This window comes from Enterococcus sp. AAFC-DPL-5146 (assembly GCF_058216635.1).
Genome location: NZ_CM177103.1, coordinates 1,420,899 through 1,447,403, shown reverse-complemented (window position 1 = coordinate 1,447,403; position 26,505 = coordinate 1,420,899). Strand labels below are relative to the sequence as shown.

Below are 26,505 nucleotides of genomic sequence, written 5' to 3'. Positions count from 1 at the left end.
TTTTTCTAACTCCAATATTGAAAGTCAGTAAGTAGCAAACTCTTTTTCCAATAGAGCCCGATGTTCTGAGATAAGTTCCTTTCAAAAATGTCTTCAATTTGAGACAAGGTAAATCTCTTATTAGAAAGTAAAATTTCATTAATGCCAGCAACTCTTTTTTCAATTTCATATTTTTCTTGATTAGAAATTGCTGGCACAATTTCTTTTATATTTTCAAATATCTCTAAAGCTAATTCAAGTTTATTATTTACTATAGCTAAGATAACTGTATTTGATCCCAGCAGAAAGGAATAATATTCATCCCTTTTTTCATTTTCATATAAATTAACCATATCATCAAACGCTTCTACATATTGCCCAGAAAAAGCTTTCAATACAGTGTAATTATTTTTAAACAGAGTACCACTACTTCTGTTAATTTTAGGTATGATTTGTCCATATTGCTCTAATACTTCATCTAATAATAGGCTGTTATTATACAAGCCACATAATAAAAAATTACTAAGAATTCTTTCTTTTTTGTAAAAATCTAAAGACAACTCATCAATCATTTTCAAAGCTTCCTGACTTTTTATAAAACCTTTATCAAATTCTGAGCTATAAAAATATACACCAGACAAATTTGCTAATGCCCTTATATATTCAATTTTATATCGGGGAAGTTTTTGACTAAAAAAGTTTATCGCTTTAGTTAGTTCCCACTTTGAGATATCCACAGTATCTAAAGCTGGAGATATTAATTTCAAATAGTTCTGATAGTAGATAATTGATTGATCATTACTATTTTTTGCAAAATAATAGGCGATTTTTTTATAAGTTTTATTAGCTTTGTCAAATTCATCCAATCGATTAATATATAATAATAATAGTAATATCGAAAGTCGTATCCATTGATCTGTATCAATTTCTAGTCCACTTTCCAATGTATTTATAATAAGGGATTCACATTTTAAAAAATCTTCTTCATTTCCCAGTTTATATAAAAGATAATAAATAACGTAATTATACTCTACCATTAATAATGGAGAATCAATTATAATTTGCTCTTTACAATGTAAAAAAACGTCTTGTTTTGATTTATTCATTTTATATCGTTTTAATGCTTCAATTAAAGGCATATAAATTTCCGTGTAATATATATATGAATTTTTCTGAATTTCATTTACTAGTTTTAAGTTTGGTTCCATATCATAAGTAATGTAATTTGTTAATAAGTATACAATTAAAGCTGCAATACTTTCATCTTTTTTTCCTGCTAGTTGTAAATGATAATATCTTCCATAGTAGTCCCTTGATTTAAGTTTCCTCAAAGCTTTTGCCATTTCAAAATTATATTCAGACTGATAATCATCAACTATAGAGGAAAAAAAATTAAAGATATACTCCGAAGTAAAATATCCCTTGTCCTCTATACTGCTAATGAATACTTCTTTTTCTGCCTTTTCCAACGTTCTTCTAATTTCAAATTCTTCTTGGTTACAAATCTCAAATAAGTATAGATAGGGAAATGCTTCTCCAATAATAGATGCTCTTTTAAGAATCTCTTCAATTTCAACATTTTGTTTTATAACATCATCCAAACGTTTCCGAATGCTCTTGAAAATCGGATCTTCAAAATTCCTTGTATTTTCTTCTAAAATTTCGGACAGATTTTTATTGTCAACTTCATTTAATATATCTTGTGTTAATCCTAATTTTCCATTTGTGATTTTATAAAGTTCTAAAATAGAAGTTTCTTCTAATCTGTTTTTTAAAGTGTTAAAATAAGTGTTTTTAGTTAGTTCAGTATTAATAACATGCTTTTTGTAAGTTATGTCATTTCTATTTTCTTGTAAATTATTTTCCGATTTTATTGTAGCAATAATTGTTGTACCCTTTAAAAATTTAAATACAGAGTGTTCACTTTCACAAGAAATGAAAGAGAGTAGGTTTCTGGAACTTTCATCTAGTAAATCAAAGTTATCTACAAAAATTAGAAGCCGGTTATCCTTCTTTAGTAGTCTTAATCGATCGATTATTTCTTTTTCGATTTCATTTAAATGAAATCCATCATAATTTATTTTTTTTCTTTGAAATTTCATAACAAAAGATGCCAATTGACTCGGAAATTTTAATTTATCTACTTCGATTTTATCTAATAATTCAGCACTTAGATTCCTTTTTTTTCCAACATCGTGTAATGCAATATGAAAATTACTGTAGTCTCTTTGACCTCTATTTCCAGTTAAGAATAATATCGAAAAACCTTCTTTTTGTGAAAAATGATTCTTAATTTTTTTTAGAAATGTAGTTTTTCCACTCCTGTTTTCTCCAAAGATAAAGATATTTTGGTTATTTTTTTCAATCAGCTGTATAGTAGAGAAATAAATTTTTTTTAATGGATCAAAAAAAATAATTTTTTGATTTCTCATTATATTTCCTCCAAATAATTTATAGTTATTTGTATATTATTATAACACAAAGTTTTTTATTTTTTACAAATTCCGACAAGAAAGCTGAAACTGATTTTTTACCTTTAGAATTCAACATATTAATCCCTTTCATATCCCTACTCCCATAAAAATACTTGTAAAACAACTCCCCACTCCTTCAAGTATCAACCCGCACCACTTCTCTCGCCTCTTTATCCTCTTCTCCTCAACAGCTCTACGAATCAAAGTCCTGATCTCATCTATTCTCAAAATATCCTCAACATGCTCTTTCACTCTTGTTTCAGCTCTCACCATCTTCTCTGGTTCTAGATTCCTCTTGATTTCTTCTCCCTGATATTCATCATAACTAGTCAACCCATAAACATCGATCAACTTATCAAGCTTTTCAGAATATTGAACATCCGTCGCATACCTTCCTGTTAAAAAAATGGTCGCATTTCGAAAGTCCCTTGTTTCACTCTTCCACGCTCCTTTATAAAACTCCGAATCACCAGACACTCCACTTTTCAATAACTGAGCATAATCTTCCAAGGATTCTTTATAAGAGCTATACTTTCTAAATCCTGCATCTATCGTAAACAAATTCCCTTTACCGTCATCTTCCTGCGTTTTCATGACAACTGTTGATCCACTGTAATTCCCTTTAATTCCAAACAAATTATAATACGGCGCCATTGATAATCCGCTATTTCCAGATCCAGACTCTAAAATAGCTTGAGCAATCATTACTGAAGCATATAAATCATACTCAAAAGCTACTTTTTCAGCTTGATTTCCGATTGTTTTGATAAATTCTTCAGTTGTTATATTTTTGACAATGACAATCTCTGGTGAAGAGATATTTGTTGCATCAAGCATTTGCCCTTCTCCTAGTTCTTCTTCTAAACCATCGGTTGATTCGCCTTCACCAACAAGAGAAATTTCTACAGCATCTTCAAGAGTTTGGTCACTTTCTTTTACGTTTTCAATGACCGCTAAACCAGTCTTAACATTTGCTTCTTTAGATACTGATGAACTACTTGAATTTTCTATGGAAATAACTGTTTGTTCGATTTGATTCATATCTGATCTTGATAATTCTCCAAACATAGCTCTAACAAAAATAGGTGAAAAAACTGCGTTTAATACAAAAGCTATAACTACCAAGGATAAAATTTTTTTCTTCATAAACATCTCCTCTTTCTTACTCCTCTTAAAGTAGTTATACGCATTTTTTTTAGTTTTCAATCAAAAAAAAGAAAACAACGAATCACTCTCGTCGTTTTCTTTTATAAGTTAATGAATCTATAGTTTTATATTTCTAATCCAACCGTCTGGTGCAGGTACATCACCAAACTGGATACCTGTCAGTTCATCATAAAGCTTTTGCGTCACTGGACCAACTTGTGTCTCACTATAAAATACATGAAAATCATCATAGGTCTGAATCCCCCCGATTGGTGAAATTACAGCCGCTGTTCCACAAGCTCCTGCTTCTATAAATTCATCCAGAGAATCCAGATAAACATCTTCTTCTACTGCTTCCATCCCTAAATTGTGTTCTGCTAGATAAAGCAATGAATGCTTAGTGATACTTGGTAAAATAGATGGAGATAATGGGGTTACAAAACGATTATCTTTCGTAATTCCAAAGAAATTGGCTGAACCGACTTCTTCAATTTTTGTATGTGTGGCAGGATCAAGATAGATACAATCTGAATAACTTTTTTCTTTCGCTTCTTCTCCCGGCAACAAACTCGCTGCATAGTTCCCCCCCACTTTGATCGCTCCAGTACCTTGAGGCGCTGCTCGGTCATAGTCAGAAACGATAAAGTTCGTAGGTGTTAATCCACCTTTGAAATAAGCTCCTACCGGCATGCAGAAAACGGTAAAAAGATACTCAGGTGCTGGGTGTACACCGATACCTTCGCCAACACCAATCAACAAGGGTCGAATATACAACGTACCGCCACTACCATAAGGTGGTATAAATGCTTCATTTGCTTTTACAACTTCTTCTACGGCGCCAATAAATTTCTCTTCTGGAACCTCAGCCATTAACAAGCGTCGAGCACTGCGATTCATTCGTTTAGAATTTTCATCAACTCTAAATAAATTAATTGATCCATCTTTACAGCGATAAGCCTTTAACCCTTCAAAACATTGCTGCCCATAATGCAAAGCCGCAGATCCTTCGTGGATATGCAACATGTTATCTTCCGTCAATTTACCTTCATCCCACTTGCCATCTTTCCAAGTTGAGGTATAGCGAAAAGGTGTTTTTATATAATCAAAGCCTAATTTGTCCCACTCTATCGTCATAAAATCACTCCTTATTTTCAGAATATTGTAACACATTTCCAATGAAATTGTTAAGCTTTTTAAATAAATAATGACATCTTTTTTCAAATTCAAGTATAATAATAAAGTAATCATAGATAAAAAAAGAAAGTTGGGATTTCCTTGTTTATTCTTGGACAATCAGGATCTAGTAAAACACTTGAAAGCACTTTAGATTCTACACTTGACATAAAAGATGCCACTGAAAAAAAAGTCAATGCCCTTCAGAGATTTTGGAATGGGATTAATTGGGACCAAATTTTAGCTACTTTGATTGAAAAAGCAATTTATCTCGTATTTCTGATTCTCCTTTTTGTGATTCTTAATCGCATAGGTAAAGCTCTTATCGATCGAACCTATGGGAATTACAGTAAGAAACAAACGCTAAGCGAGAGTCGTTTAAAAACATTACACACATTGATTATTAATGCTTTTCAATATACACTCTTTTTCTTTTTCATCTACTCTTTACTTACAATAGTAGGTGTTCCCGTTGGTTCATTGTTAGCTGGAGCTGGTATTGCTGGTGTTGCGATTGGTTTAGGTGCTCAGGGATTCATGAATGATATTATCACAGGTTTTTTTATCATTTTAGAGCAACAAATGGATGTTGGCGACTATATTCGTTTGACTACACTAGGTATTGAAGGAACGGTCACTGCAGTTGGTCTAAGGACAACGCAAATGAAGGCTTTGGATGGAACGGTTCATTTTATTCCTAATCGTAATATCACTACTATTAGTAACCTTTCAAGATCAAATATGCAAGTTTTGATTGATGTTAGGATTGTACCTGATGAAGGATATGATAAGATTACAGCAATTATTGATCATGTTAACCAGGAGCTAAAGGAAAAATATAGCGAAAGTATCCAAACAGGTCCAACAATTTTCGGTATGGTGGATCTTGGGAATGGTAACTTCGCTGTGCGAACAACTATGTATGTCTTAAATGGTAAACAAGCAATCATTAGAGAAGAATTTCTAGCTCAATATGTTAAGAAATTATCTGAAGCAAATTTTACCATTCCAAACACACCCATCACATTAAAATAAAAAATACGATCCAGATCTTCTGTAAAAGAATCTGGATCGTATTTTTATTTGTCCAACGATTTTAGAAACCTACTAATATGTTTCACAGCAAACGGTATAGCTTCTTCTTTTGGCTCAAATTTATCTGAATGCAGACCGTATGGACTATCTACTCCTAACCAAAACATTGTTCCAGAAACTTTAGATAATAAATAACCGAAATCTTCACCAGTCATTGCTACTTCTGCTTCTTTAAAATCAACATCTGACTCTTGTTCCATAAATTCTATAAATTTCTCTGTGGTGTTCTTATTATTAATTACTGGAAGGTATCCTTTTTGATCTAAATATACATCTACCTGACAATTAAACGACTTAGCGATTCCATCACCAATTTCTTTGATTCTAGTTTGTGTTAATTGATTCATCTCTTCTGTTAGTGTACGAATCGTTCCAGAAATCTTTGCCTCTCCAGCTATAACATTCGTTGCAGTTCCAGCGTTAAATGTCCCAAATGTGACAACAGCCCCTTCAACTGGATTAACATTTCGACTGACAATTGTTTGCGCCTGTTGCACCAAACTCATTCCTGCTACAATCATATCATTTGAATCGTGCGGAAAAGCCGCATGCCCGCCTTTACCTGTCAGAGTGATTTGAACTTCACAAGTAGCAGCAAATAATGTTCCAACTCTTGTTGCTATCGTATCAACTGGCAAATCAGGATTCACATGAAGAGCATAAAACTCATCAGGCAACCAAGAACCGAACGCCCCAGCTTCATACATCAACATACCGCCAGCTTCATTTTCTTCTGCAGGTTGAAACAAAAATAGATAATTATTTTTGGGTTGTTCATGTGATAATTGTTCCAACAAGCCTAAGGCAATCGTCATATGTAGATCATGCCCGCAAGCATGCATAAACCCAACATGGCTAGATTGAAAATCAGAGATGACCCCTTCTGTTATTGGTAATCCATCAATATCTGCCCGCCATCCAAACGTCTTTTCTGGTGATTTTCCGTGGACAAAAACTAAAATGCCAGTTTGCCAAGTTTTAACCTCTACAAAATTTTTATCAATTGAAGTAATAATTTCAAGTAGTTTTTTTTGCGTTTTTTTTTCTTCCAAACCGATTTCTGGGATTTGGTGTAACTCTCTGCGAATTTCTATTAATTGTTCTTGAATCACTATGTATCCGCCTCTTTTCTGCTTCTTTATGATTTATTGTCGAATAAAAATTCCGTTCTGTCAATCCATTACTAATAAACATTAACAACGATCTTTTACTTTTAAAGTCTTAACGTACATAAAAAACATACTAAACAACTGATTTCCCAGTTTATTTAGTATGTTTTCAACTGTTATTTATAATTTACGTAATTCATCCATCATATTTGTTTTGCCTTTGGTTTTTTCATCAATATCTTTGATTTTTCTAGCAGGTACACCGGCAACAACAGTATGGGGTGCGACATCATCAACAACGATCGCTCCAGCAGCAACAACCGCACCTTCTCCTACTCTTATACCTTCTAATACAACAGCATTTGCGCCAATCAATACATTATCTTCGATTACCACTGGTTCTGCACTTGGTGGTTCAATAACGCCTGCAAGAACCGTTCCAGCACCAATATGGCAGTTTTTACCAACAGTAGCACGTCCCCCTAGAATCGCACCCATATCAATCATTGTGCCATCTCCGATCACAGCACCAATATTAATCACGGCACCCATCATAATCACAGCATTATCACCGATTTCAACTTGATCGCGGATGATTGCTCCTGGTTCGATTCGAGCATTGATTTCTTTGATATCCAACATAGGGATTGCCGAATTACGAGCATCATTTTCAACCACATAATCGACAATTTTTTCTTTGTTCTCTTCTAGAAATTCTTTGATTACTTTCCATTCACCAAATAGTGTCCCTGTTTTACAATTAGTAAACGCTTGGATATCATCTGGAAAAGTAACTTCTTTAAGTTTTCCTTTTAAAGTAACTTTTACTGGTGTTTTTTTCTCTGCATTCCCAATATAACTAATGATTTCATATGCGTCCATAAAATAACTCCCTTCAATTTAAACCGAAAAACCTCAATGCTTTTACGGTTAGTTGTCCACTAGTTTGCTGATTCTTAGCATATCAAAAATCTAGAAAAAAGTGAATCTTTAATTCGTAAAATTAAATCACTTTCATCTCTCTAGAATCTCCGTCAGATTTTGGCTGAATACTATTCTTTCGTTCTAATTCATGCGCCATGTGATTAATTGCTTTTAGCAGTTCTTTGCGGGTAATAATTCCTTTAAATCGTTGATTGTCATCCACAACAGGTAGAAATGCAGCATCTACTAATAAGTGCAGCACATCTTCTAATTGCCATTTCTCACCAATTACAGGAACATTTACCTCCATTACATCGGCAACAGTGAAATCCTTTAACTTTTCAAAATCAACTGACGTAATATCAAACATTTTATCGACTACATCAGATAAACTGATTAATCCAACAAAACGATCACCTTTATCTAAAACAGGAATTTTTGAATATTTTACTTGAGATAATACCAATAAAGCATGGCTTAATGGATTTAAACACATCACGTTTGCCACATTTTCAGCAGGTATTAAAAAGGTTGCTTCTTTTTCTAATATTAATTCTTTTACAGCAGATCCAATCATTGGAGTGCCTCCATTTCATTTTCTTTGCCACAACTATCATTGTACAGAAAACGAATGCAAATGTCTTTAAATTCAAACTTTTTTCATAACTCTTAAAAAAAATTAACATTTACACTTATTTTTTTCAACCTAAGTAAAAAACAGCTGCTACTTTTTTTAAGCAACAACTGTTTTAAATTAATTCTTTTCAAATGTAAACTGCAGTTCTTTAACAGGCTTATGATTACGTCCATAATACTGAATATTCAATTCATTTTTTGTACTTTCAATAACAGCATATGATTTCAATTGAATGGGACCTCTAGGTTGACTGATACTTCCTGGATTCAAATAAAGAACATTTGCTTGCATCTCACAACCAATTTCATGAGTATGTCCAAATAAAACAATCGTTGCATCAACCTCTGATGCCTGCATAGCTAGCGTGGTTAAGCCAACACGAACATTCGCTAAATGACCATGCGTCATAAATACTATGTCAATTCCCGTTTTTTCTACGATTGTATTTGGAAACTCTGGATCATAATCGCAATTTCCTTTCACAACAACGAAATCATTCCACAACACATCGGTTGGTTCTAGTTCTGAATCCCCGCAATGAAACATTTTATCTACTTTGCCTCGATAGGTTTCAGCTAAGTCAACCAAAACATCACGATCACCATGATTATCACTTACTACTAGATATTTCATGAAATGCCTCCTATTTGTTTAACCAATTTTCCCATTGACTTCTAAGTTTTGCCACAGCTTTTCCTCTATGACTAATTTCATTTTTCCGATCATCTGATAGTTCTGCTGCTGTTTTTTGCTCTTCTGGAACAAAGAACAATGGATCATAACCGAATCCTTTGTCTCCACGAGGAATCGTGCCTATTTCACCTGACCAATCACCTTCTACAACTAAACTTTGTTTGTCAGGTGCAGCGAAAACAAGTGTACAGTGAAAAGTAGCTGTTCGTTTTTCTTGTGGAACCCCTGTTAATTCATGAAGTAATTTCGCATTATTTGCTGCATTATTAGTCGGTTCACCAGCAAATCGAGCAGAGAAAATACCTGGCATACCGTCTAATGCATCAACAATCAATCCTGAATCATCTGCTAAAACAGGCTGTTTCAAGATATTCGCAATCGTCTCGGCTTTCAAACGAGCATTTTCTTCAAATGTTTTTCCTGTCTCCTCAACATCAGGCAATTCTGGATAATCTAGTAGTGTTTTTACTTGATAGCCTTTTTCAGCAAAAATTTTCTTAAATTCTTTAGCTTTTCCTGGATTTCTTGTAGCAACAACGATTGTATTAGCATCCGAAGCATAGTTGTTTTCAGTTGATGACTGATTCATTAAAGCTTCTTTTTGATAAGCAATCAAATGTTCGATTCCTGTTTTTCCATAAAACAATAATGAATTTAACTCATCACCTGAAAATGTTGATTCTTCTCCCGTTCCTTGCAGCTCGACAAAGTTACCAGATTCAGTCATTACTAAATTCATGTCAACGGCTGCTGCCGAGTCTTCCTCATAATCTAAATCAAGAACGCAGTCGCCTTTACTTAAAATTCCAGCACTGACCGCTGCCAAATATTCTTTGATTGGATTTTCCTGTAGCTCACCTTTTTGAAGCATTTTATCAACGGCTATCTTCATCGCTACAAAGGCTCCTGTAATACTTGCCGTTCGAGTACCGCCATCCGCTTGCACTACGTCACAATCAACAACAATACTTCGTTCCCCTAACTTTTTCAAATCAATAACTGCTCTTAGCGAACGGCCAATCAAGCGTTGAATTTCCATGGTTCTACCAGTTAGTTTGCCCTTAGCGCTTTCTCGGATATTTCTTGTATTCGTGGCTCTTGGTAACATACTATATTCTGCAGTTACCCAACCAGTTCCCTCACCTCTTAAAAACGGCGGGACTTTTTCTTCCACAGTTGCCGAACAAATAACTTTAGTATCCCCGAATGAAATCACTACGGAGCCTTCTGGATGTTTATAAACATTTGTTTCTATAATGATTTTTCTTAATTCTTTCGCTTGTCTTCCATCATGTCTGATCATGGCGCACTCCTCCTAATCGAATTTGTTCTACAATAATCGTTTCTAAATCCAGCCAATCATTAGCAATTGCTTCAAACATTTTTGCAGAGCCGGTTGTGTAAAATTCATTGGCTTTATTTTCATATTGTGGAGTATTTGCGATGTCGAAATAATCCAACAGCATGCTCACTTCGCTAACAGTTTCAGCACCCGAATCAATCAATTTCACATGGTTACCCATAACATTTTGAATCAATGGTCGCAATAATGGATAATGGGTACACCCTAAAATCAGCGTATCTAGTTTCTTTAATAGTAGCGGATTTAGTGTCTCTGAAACGACTTTTTTAGCTACAGAAGAATGAAACTCATTACTTTCAACGATCGGAACAAATTTAGGACAAGCTAAACTAGAAACAGAAGTATTTGGCGCTTTGCTTTTTAAAGCAATTTCGTAAGCACCACTTTTGATTGTTCCGGCAGTCCCAATTACACCGATACGATTATTTTTTGTTGCTTTTAATGCAGCTCTAGTTCCTGGTAAAATAACACCCACTACTGGAATATCTAATTGAGCTTTGATTTCTTCTAAGGCCACCGCTGTAGCCGTATTACAAGCAATAACCAACATCTTAATCTTTTTCTCTAAAAGAAAATTTGTCATTTCCCACGTAAATTGAATGACCTGTTCTGCTGGGCGTGGACCATATGGGCACCGCGCTGTATCTCCAAGATAAATCAATCGCTCATTAGGCAATTGTCTTAATGCTTCTTTCACTACCGTAAGTCCACCGACTCCGGAATCTATAAATCCTATTGCTTCATGATTATTCAAGTCACTCAAACCTTTACAGTATTTTTTCAACACTCTTATTCTCTACTTTTTAGCATTATTTTTCAAGTTTTATTATCGTACTTATACCATTATATCATTCTTTATCTGATAATCTGCTATTTGCCCCATGCAATCTATTGCACTTTATCCGACCTGCTAAAAAAAACTAGTATTCTTATTTTTCTTATGTTATAATTTCTAACATTAACAAACGAATAGAATTATGGCTATTGAATTAATTATAAAAGTTAATTGTGTTTATAAAAAGAAAATATTTTAAGTTTTTTTCTATCAAAAAAATGCTTAAATAATACTATATTTCACAAAAAAACTTACTTATCATTTTCTCATATATGTTTAATAACCATTCTTTTCGTTTCTATGATACATCTATTTCATTTACTTAAACATCACTAATCGTGATAATTTGATGTAATATAATTATACATAAAGGAGAAGAACTATGATTTCATTAGAACATGTAAATAAGTTTTTTGGAGAGCATCACGTATTGAAGGATATCTCTTTGAAAGTTGAAGAAGGTGAAAAAATTGTCATTATTGGCCCGTCTGGTTCTGGTAAAAGTACATTGATTCGTTGTATCAATCGTCTGGAAAAAGTCAGTGATGGACATATATATGTAGATGGTATTGATATCACCGAAGCTAAAGCGCCTGTTCAGAAAGTTCGCCAAAAAGTAGCGATGGTTTTTCAAAGTTTTAATTTATACGCTCACAAAACAATTATTCAAAACCTCACGCTAGCACCGATAAAAGTAAAAGGTGTCAGCAAAGAAGAGGCAACAAAAACTGGGATGGAGTATTTGGAAAGAGTTGGATTAGCAGATAAAGCAAATGCTTACCCCGCTCAACTCTCCGGCGGACAACAACAACGGGTTGCTATCGCCAGAGCTTTGAATATGCATCCTGAAATCATTCTTTTTGACGAACCAACTTCAGCACTTGATCCTGAAATGATTCAGGAAGTTTTAGATGTTATGGTCGATTTATCTAAACAAAACATCACTATGATTTGTGTAACCCACGAAATGGGCTTTGCACGACAAGTTGCTGACAAAGTCATTTTTATGGATGATGGACAAATCATCGAAACTGGAACACCCGAGCACTTCTTTACTAACACACAAAACGATCGTGCCAAAGACTTTTTAAGTAAAATTATTCATAACTAACATTTTGATCACAATATAAGGAGGAATTATTAATGAAAAAAACAAAAAAAATAATAGGTACATTATCTCTTGCTCTGTTACTCGGTATTATGGTAGGTTGCGGAAGCGGAAATGATAAAAAATCTGACAACACAAACTCAACAAGTCTTCAGAAAATCAAAGACGCCGGAGTGATTAAAGTTGGTGTAAAAGAAGACGTCCCAAACTTCGGTTATATGAATCCAGATACAAATAAGAATGAAGGCATGGAACCGGACATTGCTCGTTTGATCGCTAAAGAATTAACTGGCAGTGAAGATAATGTAGAATTCGTTGGTGTAACCGCCAAAACTCGTGGACCATTATTAGATAACGGTGAGTTGGATATGGTTATTGCTACATTCACGATCACAGATGAACGAAAAGAAACCTATAACTTTACAACTCCTTATTACAAAGATGAAGTTGGTTTCTTAGTAAGAAAAGCAGACAAATTCACAGACACAGCTAGCTTAGACGGAAAAACCATTGGCGTTGTCCAATCTGCAACCACAAAAGAAGCTATTGAAAAACGTGCAAAAGAATTAGGTGTCTCTTTCAAATATCAAGAACTTGGTTCTTATCCAGAACTAAAAACTGCCTTAACTTCAAAAAGAATTGATGCATTTTCTGTTGATAAATCTATTCTAACAGGTTATGTAGATGACAAAACTGAAATTCTTAAAGATGGTTTTTCCCCACAAGAATATGGTGTTACTACAAAAAAAGAAAATACTGAGTTAAATGATTATTTGAATGAATCAATAAAAAAATGGGAACAAGACGGCACTTTAGATAAAATTTACAAAAAATGGAATCTAGATTAATTCCTCTTGATTCTATCAATTTTGTTCGGATTTAGGAGGAAATTAGATGTTCATTATAGCAAATACAAGTCCCTTTGCACTCTATCGATGGGAAGCGTTATTGAAAGACTGGAAACTTTTTTATGATGCTTTTCTATATACTATTCTTTTAGCTGTTGGCTCACTAATCGTTGCAATGATTCTAGGTATTGTATTTGGCAGTCTTTCAGCAATGCAAAATAAACTGATGAATATAATCAGCCGGATTTATGTTGAATTTTTCCAGAACACACCTCTGTTAATTCAGTTTATCGTAGTCTACTATGGCTTTCCTTTAATTAGTCCTGCGTTGACTTTTTCGACAACCACGATTGCGATTATTTGCGTTGGTCTTTATCATGGCGCGTACATCTCAGAAGTAGTCCGTTCTGGGATTGGAGCAGTCCCTAAAGGTCAGTTTGAAGCAGCTTATTCACAGGGCTTTTCTTATGGTAATACGATGCGATATGTCGTTTTACCTCAAGCATGGCGGATTATGTTGCCTCCTTTGACAAATCAAATTGTTAATTTGATCAAAAATACATCAACTGTTGCAATCATCTCTGGTGCTGATATCATGTTTACAGCAAACAGTTGGTCTTCCATTAATTTAAATTATATCCCTGCTTTTGCTGTAGCTGGATTCCTTTACTTTATTTTGTGCTTCCCCCTAGCCAAACTAGCTCGAACAATGGAAGAAAATAATAAGAAAGCATATACCCGATAGGAGGATGCAATGATGTCTTTTTCAGAACAAATGAGTCAACTTCTGACCAGCAATAATTTGCGTTTTTTATTTGATGGTTTAAAGCTTACTCTTTACATTTCTTTTGTATCAATTGTTTTAAGTACAATTTTTGGGACGATTTTAGCTGTTTTACGTAATCAGAAAACAGGTCCATTGAAATTTTTATCTAGCTTATATATTGAAATCGTTCGAAATATTCCTAATTTATTATGGATTTACGTGATTTTTTTAATTTTTAAAATTAAATCTACTCCTGCTGGTATCGTTAGTTTCACTGTTTTCACAACAGCAGCCTTGGCAGAAATTATCCGAGGTGGATTAAATGGTGTAGATAAAGGTCAAAAAGAAGCTGCTCGTTCACAAGGTTTTAGTGATTTTCAAATCATTTTGTATATTGTTTTACCACAAGCAATTCGAAATGTCTTACCAGCAATCGTTTCACAATTTGTAACGGTTATTAAAGACACTAGTTTCTTATATTCTGTTATCGCTTTACAAGAGTTATTTGGAAAATCTTACATCTTGATGGGACGTTATGCTCAAACAGAACAAGTTTTTATGATTTACGGACTCGTTGCGTTAATGTATTTTGTAATTAACTTTTCTATCTCTCAATTTTCTAGATGGTTATCTCGAAATTGGGTATAATAAACTATAAAAAATCCACGAGCCTTTAACTAAGGAAACTCGTGGATTTTTTATTATCTAATTGTTACATCAAATTCCTCAACTAACGCTTTTTCAACCTTTTCAAGTGAGCGATTGATCTCTTCATCTACCAACGTTGCTTCAGCATTTACAAAAGTTAAGCTGTAAGCCATTGATTTTTTCCCTTCAGCGATATTCTCACCTTGGTAAACATCAAATAGATGGATCGACTGTAAGAATTTTCCAGCATGTTTAGAAATCGTTCCAACTAATTCTTGATTTGTTACCGATTCATCGATCAGTAACGCGATATCTCTTGAGATTGCTGGGAATTTTGAAACCTGTTGATATACTAATGGATCATTTTGTTCTTCAATGATCGCTTGAAGATTTAATTCAACAGCATATGTTTCTGGAATTTCATATTCTTTAGCAATCGTTGGATGAACTTGACCAATAAAACCGATCACACTTTCATTCAATTTCACTAAAGCTGTTCTTCCTGGATGTAATTCTTTGTTTTCTTTTGTTGCTTCATAAGAAATTTTATCAGCAATACCAATAGATTCAAATAACACATCCAACATTCCTTTAATTGTATAAAAATCAACAGCAGTTTCTTTTGTCTGCCAATCTTTTACTTCTGTATTTCCAGATAAAACAAGCCCCAAGTGATTTTCTTCGTAAGGTAATTCCTTCTTAGGATCATTCTCTTGGTAGAATACTCGTCCAATCTCATAAAGTGCAACATTTGTATTCTTACGTGCTACGTTATAGGCAACGTCATCTAATAAACCTGAAATCAAGTTCATTCTTAAAACAGAACGTTCTTCACTCATCGGCCACTGTAAACTTGTTGTAAGGCTTTCTCTCATCATGAATTGACGGGATTTTTCTTCTGTTGTCAAAGCATAACTGATAGCTTCACTTGCACCGCAACCTTCTAATAAGCCTTTGATTTTCCGAACTAGTATCTGTCCATTTGTTAGACTACCAGCAACGGTCTCACCTTTTGGCAATGTAGAAGGCAAATTGTCATATCCATAAATACGTGCAACCTCTTCAATCAAATCTGCTTCTATTGTGATATCCCAACGTCTAGGAGGAACTGTTACAACGTATTTCTCTTTGTCTACTGTATAGACAAAGCCTAATGTTTCGAAAATTTCACTAACTGTTTCTTGATTTAATTTAGTACCTAAATAATCATTGATTCTTGAAATCGTTACATCAACTTTAACTTCTTCCAATGTTATTTCAGAACCAACACTTTTACCTGAAACAACAGTTCCGCCAGCTAATTTAGCAATCATCGCAGCAGCTACATCACCTGCTTCACCAATTGTTGCATGATTGATCCCTTTTTCAAATCTACTAGAGGACTCACTACGTAAATTAAATTCTTTTGACGTTCTGCGAACAGATAAAGAATCAAATAAAGCTGATTCCAAAGCAACTGTAGTTGTTCCGTTGGTGATTTCTGAATCTTCACCGCCCATTACGCCCGCTAAAGCAACAGGAACTGAACCGTTTGTAATCACAATGTTTTCTTCAGAAACTTTTCTTGTTTCGCCATCTAAAGTAACTAGCTCTTCTCCTTGTTTCCCGCGTCTCACCAAAATGTTTTTGCTTTCCAATTTATCGTAATCAAACGCATGTAATGGTTGTCCAAACAGTAAAAGAATGTAGTTTGTTACGTCAACGACGTTATTGATTGGGCGAATCCCTTCGTTCATCAAACGAGTTTGCAACCATAATGGGCTTTCAGCAACTTTAACATTTTTAATCACTCTAATTTGATACGCTGGTACATCTTCCTTATCTTCGACTTCTACAGATAGGTAGTCACTAGCAGTTTCACTTGTATCTTCTTCTAACGTTTGATCATTAAATTTAGGTGTTTGACGGTAAATTGCTCCCACTTCATAAGCAACCCCACGCATACTTAATGCATCTGCACGATTAGGTGTAATTGATAACTCAATAATATGATCATCCATATCTAAATAAGGAAAAACATCGTTACCATTCACCGCATCTTCCGGCATATAGTAAATACCTTCTGAATAAGCTTTAGGAATCACATTATCTGAATAACCTAGTTCTTGTAAAGAGCAAATCATACCATTTGAGACTTCGCCTCTCATTTTGCCTTTTTTAATTTTTTGGTTCCCTGTAATTCTAGAACCAGGCAAGGCTACGATCACTTTGATTCCAACTTTTACGTTAGGAGCTCCACAAACGATTTGCGATAAGTCCTCTTCGCCAATATCTACCTGACAAATCGATAAATGATCTGAATCAGGATGTGGAACACATTCTTTAACCTCACCTACAACTATTTTCTTCAAGCCTTCTTCTGGCACTTCGACCCCTTCAACTTCAATCCCAGTCAAAGACATTTGATCAGATAATTCTTTTGCAGAAATGTTTGAAAGATCTAAATATTCACTTAACCATTTATAAGAAACTAACATTGTCGATTACTCCTTTACCTTGAACTGATTTAAGAAACGTAAATCATTTTGATAGAAATTACGAATATCATTGACACCATAACGTAACATAGCCACACGATCTGGACCTAAACCAAACGCAAATCCGCTATATTCAGTTGGATCGATTCCCGACATTTTCAAGACATCAGGATGGACCATCCCAGCACCTAAAATTTCGATCCAGCCAGTTTGTTTACATACATTACAACCTGCACCGCCACACTTGAAACAGCTAACATCCACTTCAACTGATGGTTCTGTAAATGGAAAATAACTTGGACGTAGACGAATTTTACGATCTTCACCAAACATTTTTTTCATAACAACTTCCAGTGTACCTTTAAGGTCGCCCATAGTTATGTTTTTATCAATGACTAATCCTTCTATTTGATGGAATTGGTGACTATGTGTTGCATCATCAGTATCTCTGCGGAAAACCTTCCCTGGAGAAACCATACGCAAGGCACCTTTTGAAAAATCATGTTTTTCCATTGTTCTTGCTTGAACAGGTGATGTATGAGTACGAATCAAAATCTCATCTGAAATGTAGAACGTGTCCTGCATATCGCGAGCTGGGTGATCTTTAGGTAAATTCATCCGTTCAAAATTATAGTGATCAGACTCCACTTCGTACCCTTCAACGATTTGATAGCCCATGCCAACAAAAATATCTTCGATTTCTTCCATTACTTGTGATAACACATGACGAGTTCCATGACTCATTTGTTTTCCAGGTAATGTCACATCAATTGTTTCTTGATCTAATGCCGCATTTAATGCAGCTGTTTCAAGAACTTCTTTACGTTTTTCAACAGCATCAGTCAATAAGTCACGAATCTCATTTGCAAAGCTTCCAACCACAGGACGCTCTTCAGCAGACAAGTCTTTCATTCCTCTCAATACTTCTGTAATCGGACCTTTTTTCCCTAATGTTTCTACTCTAATTTGGTTAAGTGATTTAAGATCAGTCACATTTTCAATACTAATTAATGTTTCATCTCTTAATGCTTCTAATTGAGCTTTTAATGTCATTTTTCTATTCCTTTCTTATATATGTTTAATAGAACTGAATTTTTTTAGTGTGAATCATAATTTTATCTTTCTATTAAGTTAGGAAAAATAAAAAACGATAGCCCGCTCCTTTATAAAGGAACGAGCTATCGTGTTACCATCCTACTTCATGACAAAAAAATCATGCACTCAATTCTTATAACGGCTTTCGCCGGTCTGTTCTCTTTAGAACAAACAAACTCCGGAAGTGAACTTCATTTTTCGATTACGTAATCTGTTTACAGTCTAAGACAGATTTTCCCTTTTTCGTATCAGCCAAATTACTTTTTTCCATCAACATTTTTTGTTATTCAATTGATTACAGTTTACAAGAAATTGTGTCTGAGGTCAACTGCATTCTTCAGCTGTAACCCATTTTTCTGCCCAGGTCTGGATTTTTTCCATTGCTTGTTGTAAGTCCATACCTTTATTTGTAAGAAAATACTCTAGACGGCTGCTCTCATCACAGCGCACAGCTTTTGAGATGAGACCTTCTACTTCCAGTTCTTTCAGGCGTTCAACTAATACTCGATCGCTTAGTTCTGGAATTTTTAGTCTTAACTCACCAAAACGTTGAGGACCACTTTCCAACAAAACATCAATAATCAAACCATTCCATTTTTTCCCTAAAATTGCAAAAGCTTTTTCAAATTTAGGGCATAGTGAAAATTCGGTTGTTTTTACTTGCTCCATTTTCCTCACCTCGTGAAATGATTATAGCACACAACTTACAATTTGTAAGTATATTTGCTTTTATTCATTCATTTTTTCAATAATTTGTTCCTGATCCATATCAATGATGATCCCAGCGGATAATAACACCAACAAGACGTTGGTTACCTGCTTATTCGTCGCTTGTTCTAGCGCTTTTCGATACAAATTCAGTTGTCCTCTATACCGTTGAATGATTGTTTTTATCTCTTTTACATTATCAACATCTTGAATAAAATCAGTTTTATAATCATATAAAATACATGTATCTTTCTGTTCTATATAACCATCGATCATCCCGTGAATCAACAAATCATCTTCCGTTTCTTTTGGATAATCTTTAATTAGTTCTTCTGCTTTTAGTAACATTGAAAACGGTTGTTCACGAACTACTTCGTTAGGATTAGCTAACAATTGTTGCCCTAAATTCGTTTGATAAAAAGCTAGAACTTGATCAATATTTATTTCTTTCGCCACATTTTCTTGGATAATCTTTGTTTGAATCAATTCTTGGACTAACTCTTCTAGATTCTCTTTTGTTGGTTCTTTCGTTAGATCTAAAAGTTGCAATAGATAATGAGTAGCTGTTCCAATCTCCACTGCAGATGCTTTACGTATGGTTTCTATAAATCTAGGTTTTCCTAGCTCTCCATCACTCATTCGGTGGACAATCATGGGTGCTGATTGAATAGTGTTTTTCTCATCTAATTCTATTTTAGCAATCTCTCTATTGTCAGGATCTTCAAACACTCGTTTAATTTCAGACACAGACTGATAATTTGTCGTCTGTGTTGAAAGCTGAAATGGATAAATATAATCTAAACGTTGTCGGGCTTGTTTTACCATTTTTGGATCACTACTTTTAGTAGTGTCTTCTTTTATTGAAGATGTATCAATGAATTGTAGTGATACAAACTGTTCTTTAATTTCTTTTTCTGTCCTAAAAGTCACTGAAAAGTTTGCCGGATGTTGTGTAATTTCCCCAACATTCTCAGTTGTATATTCGGTCTGAAACTCATTCATTCTCTGATGACGTATTAAACTCATCCCTACCCAATTCATTAAGCTACTTTTTCCTTGCAAACGATTTCCACTAGGTAAAACCTTTGTCTGAACATCTCCAACTTTAAGCCATTCTTTCCAAGTCGCATCTTGATCGTTATATGAACCTACAAGGTATAACTTTTGTTCAGCTCTTGTCAAGGCCACATATAATTTACGCATTTCTTCTGACAATAATTTTTTCAGTTTTGCCTGCTTGATGGCTAAGAATGGCAATGTTTCATAAAGCATTCGATCCGTTTGGTCAAGATAACGAATCCCCACACCTAATCGATCATCAAAAATATATCGTTCATTCAAATCTCCAAGGTTAAACTCTTTGGTCATATCTAAAATAAAAACAACTGGAAATTCAAGACCTTTACTTGCATGAATCGTCATTACTCGAACTGCATTTTCTTCACTTAAAATTACAGGCTCAGCTAAATCTTTGTCTTTTTCTTGCATCTTTTCAATGAAACGAACAAATTGAAATAAACCACGAAAACTCGTTTGTTCATAGCTTGATGCACGTTCAACCAATGCATATAAATTGGCTTGTCTTTGTTTGCCTGCAGGCATGCCCCCTACATAATCTAAATACGCACTATCTTGATAAATTTGCCAAATCAGTGTAGATAATTGATTTCTTCTAGCAATTTCTCGCCAATTCTCCAACCATTTTGCGAACTGTAATGTTTTTTCTTTTAATATTTGCTGATCTTTATCTACAGCTTTGGTTTGATTAAATGTTAAAAAAGCATCATAGTAAAAACTTTTCTTAGCAGCTAAACGAATCATAACTAATTCATTTTCTTTTAAACCGACAATCGGTGAGCGTAATACCGCTGCCAACGGGATATCTTGATAAGGGTTATCAATAATTTGCAATAGAGCGACCATCGTTTGAACCTCTGTTGCTTGGAAATAATTTTGAGCATCGTTTACTTGAATCGGAATTCCAGCCAATTTGAATATTTCTAGAATCGTCAAATTATTTTTCTTGGTTGGTGATAGTAACACAATATCTTTGTAAGTAATCGGACGGTTTTCTTTCGTTGATTTGTCATAAATCAAAAATTTATTATCTACCAACTCTCTAATTTTGAGCGCTGTCATGTGTAGCTCGCCTTCCGTTTTATCTTCCAAGATAAATTGTGAATCCTCTGATTTTATTGGTTCCTCTAATTGTCCTGATTTTTTTTCATATATTAATAACTCAGTATCATAATTTTCCGCTTCTGCAAACTGGTCAAATCCATGAACCAGCTTTGCTGCCTCATCATAAGCAATTTGCCCCACTCGTTCATCCATCAACTGTTCAAAAACTAAATTTGTAAAATCTAAAACATTTTTTCTAGATCTAAAGTTTTCAGCTAAAACAATTCGTTTCCCCTCTTTGTTTTGACCATATTGATTATATTTTTCGATAAACAATGTTGGATCGGCTAAACGGAACGAATAAATTGACTGCTTCACATCTCCAACCATAAACAAATTGCCTTCTTCAACACTTGGTCTTCTTAGCCAATAAATAATCGTCTCTTGTAAACGATTGATATCCTGGTACTCATCAACTAGCACTTCATCAAATTTATCTCGATAATACTTTGATGCTTCTGTTTCGAACCACTCACCCGCTTCTTTTTTCGCTAATATCGCTAAGGTAAAATGTTCCAAATCGTTGAAATCAACTAGCCCTTTTTTTAATTTTTGCTTGCTGTATTCATCAATGAACGATTTTTCTACTTTAGCCATTTCTTCAACAACAGGAAGTGATTTATCCATAATCTCTTTCATTTGTTCGGGAGATAAAGTAAATAAACTTGTTAGTATATCATTTATAACTTTTTTATTTTGCTCACGTAAGTTTTTAGCCTGACTGGAAGTTTCTTTTAATTCTTCTACACGCACTGTTGGAAAACGTTCAAAGCTTACCGTTTTTGAAATATCAAAGCTTGCTTCCAAATCGTTATCTGCTAATAGACTGGAGAATGTTTCTACAAATTCTTTTTCATTTCTAGCGAGGATAGCTATTTTTTCTAGCTTTTCCTCTCCTTCTGTCATATGAATCATTTCTTCGTAACGATCTACACAACGAAATAAACTTTCCATAATTTGTGGCTTCAAAAACTCTTGAAATAACGCAGAGTCACCTAATTTTCCAGTCACTCGATAGCTATCAGCTAAATGTACCAGCCACTCCTGTGGATCTGGATTAGCTCTGGCGAACTCATAAAGTGAAAAAATTAAGCGAGTTAGCCCATCGTCACTGCGATCATTGGAGAAATTACTAGTCAACTGATAAAAAGATTCTCTATTTTCAGCGTAAAATTGCTCTCTAAGTTCATCCCAAACATCTTCTTTTAATAATAACATCTCCGTCTCATCCGTTAACAAACGAAAAACCGGGTCCATTTCAATCAAATAATAGAAACGGCGAATCACAGTTAAACAAAACGCATGAAGCGTGCTGATATTGGCAGTTGGAAGTAGCGTTAACTGTTTCATAAAGTGTTGCTTTCGTTCTTGATTACTTTCATTTGTGATAGCTTTTTGAAGAGCTGTCTGAATCCGCTCTTTCATTTCTTTGGCCGCAGCTTCTGTATAGGTTACAATCAATAATCGATCAATATCCACACCACTTTTTAGCTTTTCAATGACTCGGCGAACAAGAACCGTCGTTTTTCCAGAACCAGCTGAAGCTGAAACTAAGATATTTTCGTCTCCATCAAATACTGCTTGCCACTGATTATCAGTAAATTGCTCATTTTCTGGACGTAAAGGAATTTCTTTACTCATCGATGGTACCTCCTTCATGCTCATTTTCAACCAAACGGTCCATAACTTCCTTTTTAGATAATGTTTCGATTCGATTGTAATTATTTTCTTTTAGCATCACATCAAAATTACAGACACTTCTAAATGGACAATAACGGCAGGCAATACGTTCTTTCCCTTGATATGCAGGATTTAAATCAATCTCTCCGCTAGTGATCTTATTACCAGCTTCGATAAATTTACTACGATTATGTGTTAATAACGCCTCTAGTTCAGGTTCAGTTACAAATTTGTCTTCTTGACGTCGACCGGGTTTAATAATTTCCTTCGCAGATTCTTCAATTGGATAAATCAGTGAACTTTGTTTAGGTTGCAAACTTTTATCTAGATTTTCCAACAAGACTGGGTCATTCAATAATAACCCGTCAAACTGAAATTTCTTTAAAAGTTGCTGCTCTTTTTTATCTTCTGTTTCGTAGGACAAAATCGGATTATGAACATGAAGGTAAAACGATCCAGCAGGTTTGGCTGCCTGACCAACTAAATTTACAGCATCCATCAAAGCAACATCTAAATAAGTTAACATTTGCATAGCTAGACCATAATAGGCTTCGGTAATGTTAAATTTTTTATGACTAGATTTATAATCAACGACGCCTAAATATAAAGAATCTGGGGTTACTAATTGATCCAAGCGATCAATTTTACCTCTAACACTGATATTCCCACCATTTTGCAGGGGAAGTTCTAGCCCTTTGATCCCTTTTTGACTAGCAATTTGACCAAATAATACCTCTGTCTGAATGGTGCTCATTCCGCTTCGATCACTTTGACGTCTTAATGCCCAGCTAACTTTTTTGATTGTCTGTCCCAACTGATAACGAATGTAATTCATCCGATTTGATGAATCAAGAATTGAAAATTTGATTTCACCAAAAACAGCATTTAAGACTTGCTCCGTAAATTCATTGACTTCTCGATCCGTCAATTCAGATAATTGTTTATTTTGCATGATTAGTAATTTAAAGAATTGATCCAATGCTTCATGGAAAAAATCTCCTGTTGCAGCTGGAGATAAGCCAAAAACATCTCGTTCCTTTAATCCTAAACCAAATCGAGAAAAGTATTGATATTGGCATCGATAAAAACTTTCCATTCTTGAAACAGAAGTATAAATTTCTTTGCTATACAGATCCTCTGCTAACTGATCTTCTAAATTCTCAGGTAAGTTTTGATGCCCTAAACTTTCAAAGACATGTGTAGCTAAACTTGCTTGGTCTTCTGTCATTAATATTCGTTCCAACGTTAACCAAAATGCTAAAATACCTTCTTGTGTTTCTTTTTTCTGGCGTTTCAAATTTGTTAACTCACTTATCAATGTCCGATATGTTCCGATATGTTCCAAACTAACTTGTTCATTATCTGAAATTGTCAACGCATTTCGCTGCTGCAATTTCAAACCTAAATCATGTTGAATATTAGTTAAATAAGTAGAAACTTTTACATCTTTAGCTGTATCCTTCACACTTGGATACGAAAAATACAATCGCTCTGTTGCTGCAGAAAACATAATATATGCGTTGAAAGGTTCTTTAGCAATATTTTTTCTAGTATCGTTCAATAAAAACTGTCCTTCATCTAAGTGACCATTCACAAATTGACGCTCTTCATCTGAAAGTAATGTTTTATTATCAAATTTTTGCGGCAGAACTTGATCCGTTAACCCAATGGCAAAAACAACTTTCGCTTGCCCTGACCGAGCGAGATCAATGGCACGAACTTGTACTTGATCAATAGCCGTTGGCACTTTATTGTAGCGTAGTCCTTCTAAACCACTGGAAAAAATTTCTTCAAATACAGCTAAGTTAAAGGAATCATTTCCATAAATCGTTACATATTCATCCAGCAAGGTCATTAATGCTTGCCATGTTTGTTCATGATTCCTAGCATCATCTAATTGACCATTGTCAATAGCTTGATTACGCCACATCATTAATTGCTTTTCTACCCCGCTATTTACTAAAAATTGATAAAAAAAGGCGGCTGCTTCAATACCATTTTTAGCTTTTTGGATCTTTTTGAAGAACGTTGGAATGCTTTGTTGGATCATTTTCCGAACAGTGTTGGCATCTTTCTCGATCAATTCAGTATCATCTTGTTGATCGGCTTCAAAATCATAGCGAATAAAATGCCACTCTTTGTCTTTTTCCCAATGATACCCTTCATACCCATATGCGAGTACAACATTTTCAGCCACATCGATTTTACGACGCCATTCATTTCGTTTTATTTTCCATTCTTCAATTGAAATTTGATCTTCAATTTGGAAAAACAGTTCCGTTCTTAAAAAGCGCAACACGTCACGATAGCGATAACGATAAGCATTAATTGCAAATAACGACTGAATAAATTCAACTAAAGGATGTTGTTCCATTGCCATGTCACGATCCAAATAGACTGGAATTTCATGTAATGAAAATAACGGCTCAATAAGTGTTTCATAACTATCCAGTTCTCGCGTAAGAATCTGAATATCTTTATAGCGGTACTTTTCTTCAACAACTAATCTTCTAATTTCTTTTGCAATATGGCTGACTTCTTCTTTAAGATTTTCTGCACACCAAAATTGTACAGAATCATTATTCAAATACATCTTATTCTTTTTAGAGTGACTCTCCTGTGCTGTAATCCAATAATTTTCAAGGGTTTTAATATCCTCATTGACAACTAAAAATTTATTCTTTTCAACATAATCAGGTAGAATCGCTACATTTGATTTTCTAGCTAATTGATACAGCTTATGATAAGTAGTACCAGTTTCATAAAATAGATTCATCATTGAGGGTAACTCATTTGGATATTTTTTATCCAAAACCAAAGAAATTTTGACTTCCCCGCCTCTGCGCATTAAAACATCGATCAATCTTAACTCTCTTGCTGAAAATTGATGATACCCGTTGATTATAAATAAGACATTACTAAGATCTTGGGTTTCTAGATAATCAGTCAAATAATTAATGATTTCTGCGGATTTAATGCCATATTGACTCATGATTTCTTCAAATTTTGAGAAGATCAATTTAATATCTTGAATCTTTAATTGTAGATCTTGCTCTTTGCTATCTGAATTTTGTCCTGATAAAAGACCAAACAACTCTTCTAAATCGACGTTTCCTTCCTTCATTTCCTGATATAAATCAAATAATTGTTGGATAAACCCGGATTTATTGATTTCTCCACGAAAGACTTTCAATGATTCTTCATTCTCTGTTAGAATTTTTCTAAAAACCATTGCAGCTCCAGCTTCAGACAACACTTCAGAACTATAGTATTGAGTATGTTGTAAATAGTACCAAGCTAAACGATAAAAACTAAATACTTGAAGGCGCATCGTAGCAATAGAATCGCTTTGATTATTTTGTATGCTTTTAATACGCTTAAGCGCATTGATTTCTTGTTCGAATTTCATATGGTTTGGGACTAAGTAAAAAACTTCATTTATATTTTTTTCTGACAACCACTTAACAGATTCTTGCAAAAGTACTTCTTCTAAATCCATTTCAGCAGTTCCACGGATAAATTGTAGGCTCATGCGGTCACATCCTTTATAAACATCTCTTACTTCT

General features: G+C 34.3%; 19 protein-coding genes. 5 read left to right on the top strand and 14 right to left on the bottom strand.

The genetic code is table 11. From position 1 onward, the window contains the following. Positions 1-5: 5 nt before the first annotated feature. The 3 genes from AC4BB2_RS06480 to AC4BB2_RS06470 form a co-directional block, all read right to left on the bottom strand. Complete coding sequence (locus AC4BB2_RS06480; RefSeq protein ID WP_490474612.1) at positions 6-2,411, bottom strand: ATP-binding protein; 2,406 nt, start codon at positions 2,409-2,411, stop codon at positions 6-8. A 129-nt stretch (positions 2,412-2,540) separates the two neighbouring features. Beyond that, entirely contained in the window at positions 2,541-3,599 is a 1,059-nt protein-coding gene (locus AC4BB2_RS06475; protein ID WP_490474611.1) for a glucosaminidase domain-containing protein, read from the bottom strand. Positions 3,600-3,716: 117 nt separating this feature from the next. Continuing rightward, positions 3,717-4,733 (bottom strand): branched-chain amino acid aminotransferase, encoded by a 1,017-nt coding sequence (locus tag AC4BB2_RS06470; protein WP_490474610.1) that lies wholly within the window; start codon positions 4,731-4,733, stop codon positions 3,717-3,719. Positions 4,734-4,874: 141 nt separating this feature from the next. Between AC4BB2_RS06470 and AC4BB2_RS06465 the strand changes: the two genes are divergently transcribed. Beyond that, positions 4,875-5,807, top strand: a complete 933-nt coding sequence (locus AC4BB2_RS06465; protein WP_490474609.1) for a mechanosensitive ion channel family protein — start codon at positions 4,875-4,877, stop codon at positions 5,805-5,807. Between the two features lie 44 nt (positions 5,808-5,851). Here AC4BB2_RS06465 and AC4BB2_RS06460 read toward each other — a convergent pair whose 3' ends face one another. From AC4BB2_RS06460 to racE, 6 genes are all read right to left on the bottom strand, one after another. Further along, on the bottom strand, positions 5,852-6,979 hold the full coding sequence (locus AC4BB2_RS06460; RefSeq protein ID WP_490474608.1) for an N-acetyldiaminopimelate deacetylase: 1,128 nt from the start codon (positions 6,977-6,979) through the stop codon (positions 5,852-5,854). Between the two features lie 177 nt (positions 6,980-7,156). Next, complete coding sequence (dapD, locus tag AC4BB2_RS06455; RefSeq protein ID WP_490474607.1) at positions 7,157-7,858, bottom strand: 2,3,4,5-tetrahydropyridine-2,6-dicarboxylate N-acetyltransferase; 702 nt, start codon at positions 7,856-7,858, stop codon at positions 7,157-7,159. 121 nt (positions 7,859-7,979) lie between these two features. Next, positions 7,980-8,477 (bottom strand): cyclic-di-AMP-binding protein CbpB, encoded by a 498-nt coding sequence (gene cbpB, locus AC4BB2_RS06450; protein ID WP_490474606.1) that lies wholly within the window; start codon positions 8,475-8,477, stop codon positions 7,980-7,982. 177 nt (positions 8,478-8,654) lie between these two features. Beyond that, positions 8,655-9,170 carry a metallophosphoesterase gene (locus AC4BB2_RS06445; RefSeq protein WP_490474605.1) on the bottom strand — a complete coding sequence of 172 codons (516 nt, stop codon included), beginning with the start codon at positions 9,168-9,170 and terminating at the stop codon, positions 8,655-8,657. 10 nt (positions 9,171-9,180) lie between these two features. Beyond that, entirely contained in the window at positions 9,181-10,533 is a 1,353-nt protein-coding gene (gene rph, locus AC4BB2_RS06440) for a ribonuclease PH (protein ID WP_490474604.1), read from the bottom strand. Then, positions 10,520-11,347 carry a glutamate racemase gene (gene racE, locus AC4BB2_RS06435; protein WP_490474674.1) on the bottom strand — a complete coding sequence of 276 codons (828 nt, stop codon included), beginning with the start codon at positions 11,345-11,347 and terminating at the stop codon, positions 10,520-10,522. The genes rph and racE overlap by 14 nt, the downstream gene beginning before the upstream one ends. A 463-nt stretch (positions 11,348-11,810) precedes the next feature. Here racE and AC4BB2_RS06430 point away from each other — a divergent pair, with 463 nt between their 5' ends. The 4 genes from AC4BB2_RS06430 to AC4BB2_RS06415 are packed head-to-tail and all read left to right on the top strand — an operon-like array spanning position 11,811 to position 14,798. Next, positions 11,811-12,539: an amino acid ABC transporter ATP-binding protein gene (locus tag AC4BB2_RS06430; RefSeq protein ID WP_490474603.1), complete on the top strand. Its 729-nt coding sequence runs from the start codon at positions 11,811-11,813 to the stop codon at positions 12,537-12,539. Between the two features lie 32 nt (positions 12,540-12,571). Continuing rightward, entirely contained in the window at positions 12,572-13,384 is an 813-nt protein-coding gene (locus tag AC4BB2_RS06425) for a transporter substrate-binding domain-containing protein (protein WP_490474602.1), read from the top strand. Between the two features lie 46 nt (positions 13,385-13,430). Further along, positions 13,431-14,129, top strand: a complete 699-nt coding sequence (locus AC4BB2_RS06420) for an amino acid ABC transporter permease (RefSeq protein ID WP_490474601.1) — start codon at positions 13,431-13,433, stop codon at positions 14,127-14,129. A 12-nt stretch (positions 14,130-14,141) separates the two neighbouring features. After that, complete coding sequence (locus AC4BB2_RS06415) at positions 14,142-14,798, top strand: amino acid ABC transporter permease (protein WP_490474600.1); 657 nt, start codon at positions 14,142-14,144, stop codon at positions 14,796-14,798. A 53-nt stretch (positions 14,799-14,851) separates the two neighbouring features. Here AC4BB2_RS06415 and pheT read toward each other — a convergent pair whose 3' ends face one another. From pheT to AC4BB2_RS06390, 5 genes are all read right to left on the bottom strand, one after another. Continuing rightward, positions 14,852-17,275 (bottom strand): phenylalanine--tRNA ligase subunit beta, encoded by a 2,424-nt coding sequence (gene pheT / locus AC4BB2_RS06410; protein ID WP_490474599.1) that lies wholly within the window; start codon positions 17,273-17,275, stop codon positions 14,852-14,854. A gap of 6 nt (positions 17,276-17,281) precedes the next feature. Continuing rightward, on the bottom strand, positions 17,282-18,328 hold the full coding sequence (gene pheS, locus AC4BB2_RS06405) for a phenylalanine--tRNA ligase subunit alpha (RefSeq protein ID WP_490474598.1): 1,047 nt from the start codon (positions 18,326-18,328) through the stop codon (positions 17,282-17,284). Positions 18,329-18,694: 366 nt separating this feature from the next. Beyond that, positions 18,695-19,039: a winged helix-turn-helix transcriptional regulator gene (locus tag AC4BB2_RS06400; protein ID WP_490474597.1), complete on the bottom strand. Its 345-nt coding sequence runs from the start codon at positions 19,037-19,039 to the stop codon at positions 18,695-18,697. A gap of 60 nt (positions 19,040-19,099) precedes the next feature. Next, positions 19,100-22,900: a helicase-exonuclease AddAB subunit AddA gene (addA, locus tag AC4BB2_RS06395; protein ID WP_490474596.1), complete on the bottom strand. Its 3,801-nt coding sequence runs from the start codon at positions 22,898-22,900 to the stop codon at positions 19,100-19,102. Further along, positions 22,893-26,471 (bottom strand): PD-(D/E)XK nuclease family protein, encoded by a 3,579-nt coding sequence (locus AC4BB2_RS06390; protein ID WP_490474595.1) that lies wholly within the window; start codon positions 26,469-26,471, stop codon positions 22,893-22,895. Before AC4BB2_RS06390 ends, addA begins: the two co-directional genes overlap by 8 nt. Between the last annotated feature and the right edge of the window lie 34 nt (positions 26,472-26,505).

Excerpts from the sequence above, each read along its gene's own strand:
- AC4BB2_RS06415 (WP_490474600.1), top strand. The coding sequence starts at position 14,142 with ATGTCTTTTTCAGAACAAATGAGTCAACTTCTGACCAGCAATAATTTG.
- cbpB (WP_490474606.1), bottom strand. The coding sequence starts at position 8,477 with ATGATTGGATCTGCTGTAAAAGAATTAATATTAGAAAAAGAAGCAACC.
- AC4BB2_RS06390 (WP_490474595.1), bottom strand. The coding sequence starts at position 26,471 with ATGAGCCTACAATTTATCCGTGGAACTGCTGAAATGGATTTAGAAGAA.
- pheT (WP_490474599.1), bottom strand. The coding sequence starts at position 17,275 with ATGTTAGTTTCTTATAAATGGTTAAGTGAATATTTAGATCTTTCAAAC.
- addA (WP_490474596.1), bottom strand. The coding sequence starts at position 22,900 with ATGAGTAAAGAAATTCCTTTACGTCCAGAAAATGAGCAATTTACTGAT.
- AC4BB2_RS06400 (WP_490474597.1), bottom strand. The coding sequence starts at position 19,039 with ATGGAGCAAGTAAAAACAACCGAATTTTCACTATGCCCTAAATTTGAA.
- AC4BB2_RS06430 (WP_490474603.1), top strand. The coding sequence starts at position 11,811 with ATGATTTCATTAGAACATGTAAATAAGTTTTTTGGAGAGCATCACGTA.
- AC4BB2_RS06445 (WP_490474605.1), bottom strand. The coding sequence starts at position 9,170 with ATGAAATATCTAGTAGTAAGTGATAATCATGGTGATCGTGATGTTTTG.
- dapD (WP_490474607.1), bottom strand. The coding sequence starts at position 7,858 with ATGGACGCATATGAAATCATTAGTTATATTGGGAATGCAGAGAAAAAA.
- AC4BB2_RS06475 (WP_490474611.1), bottom strand. The coding sequence starts at position 3,599 with ATGAAGAAAAAAATTTTATCCTTGGTAGTTATAGCTTTTGTATTAAAC.
- AC4BB2_RS06480 (WP_490474612.1), bottom strand. The coding sequence starts at position 2,411 with ATGAGAAATCAAAAAATTATTTTTTTTGATCCATTAAAAAAAATTTAT.
- rph (WP_490474604.1), bottom strand. The coding sequence starts at position 10,533 with ATGATCAGACATGATGGAAGACAAGCGAAAGAATTAAGAAAAATCATT.
- AC4BB2_RS06420 (WP_490474601.1), top strand. The coding sequence starts at position 13,431 with ATGTTCATTATAGCAAATACAAGTCCCTTTGCACTCTATCGATGGGAA.
- pheS (WP_490474598.1), bottom strand. The coding sequence starts at position 18,328 with ATGACATTAAAAGCTCAATTAGAAGCATTAAGAGATGAAACATTAATT.
- AC4BB2_RS06425 (WP_490474602.1), top strand. The coding sequence starts at position 12,572 with ATGAAAAAAACAAAAAAAATAATAGGTACATTATCTCTTGCTCTGTTA.
- AC4BB2_RS06470 (WP_490474610.1), bottom strand. The coding sequence starts at position 4,733 with ATGACGATAGAGTGGGACAAATTAGGCTTTGATTATATAAAAACACCT.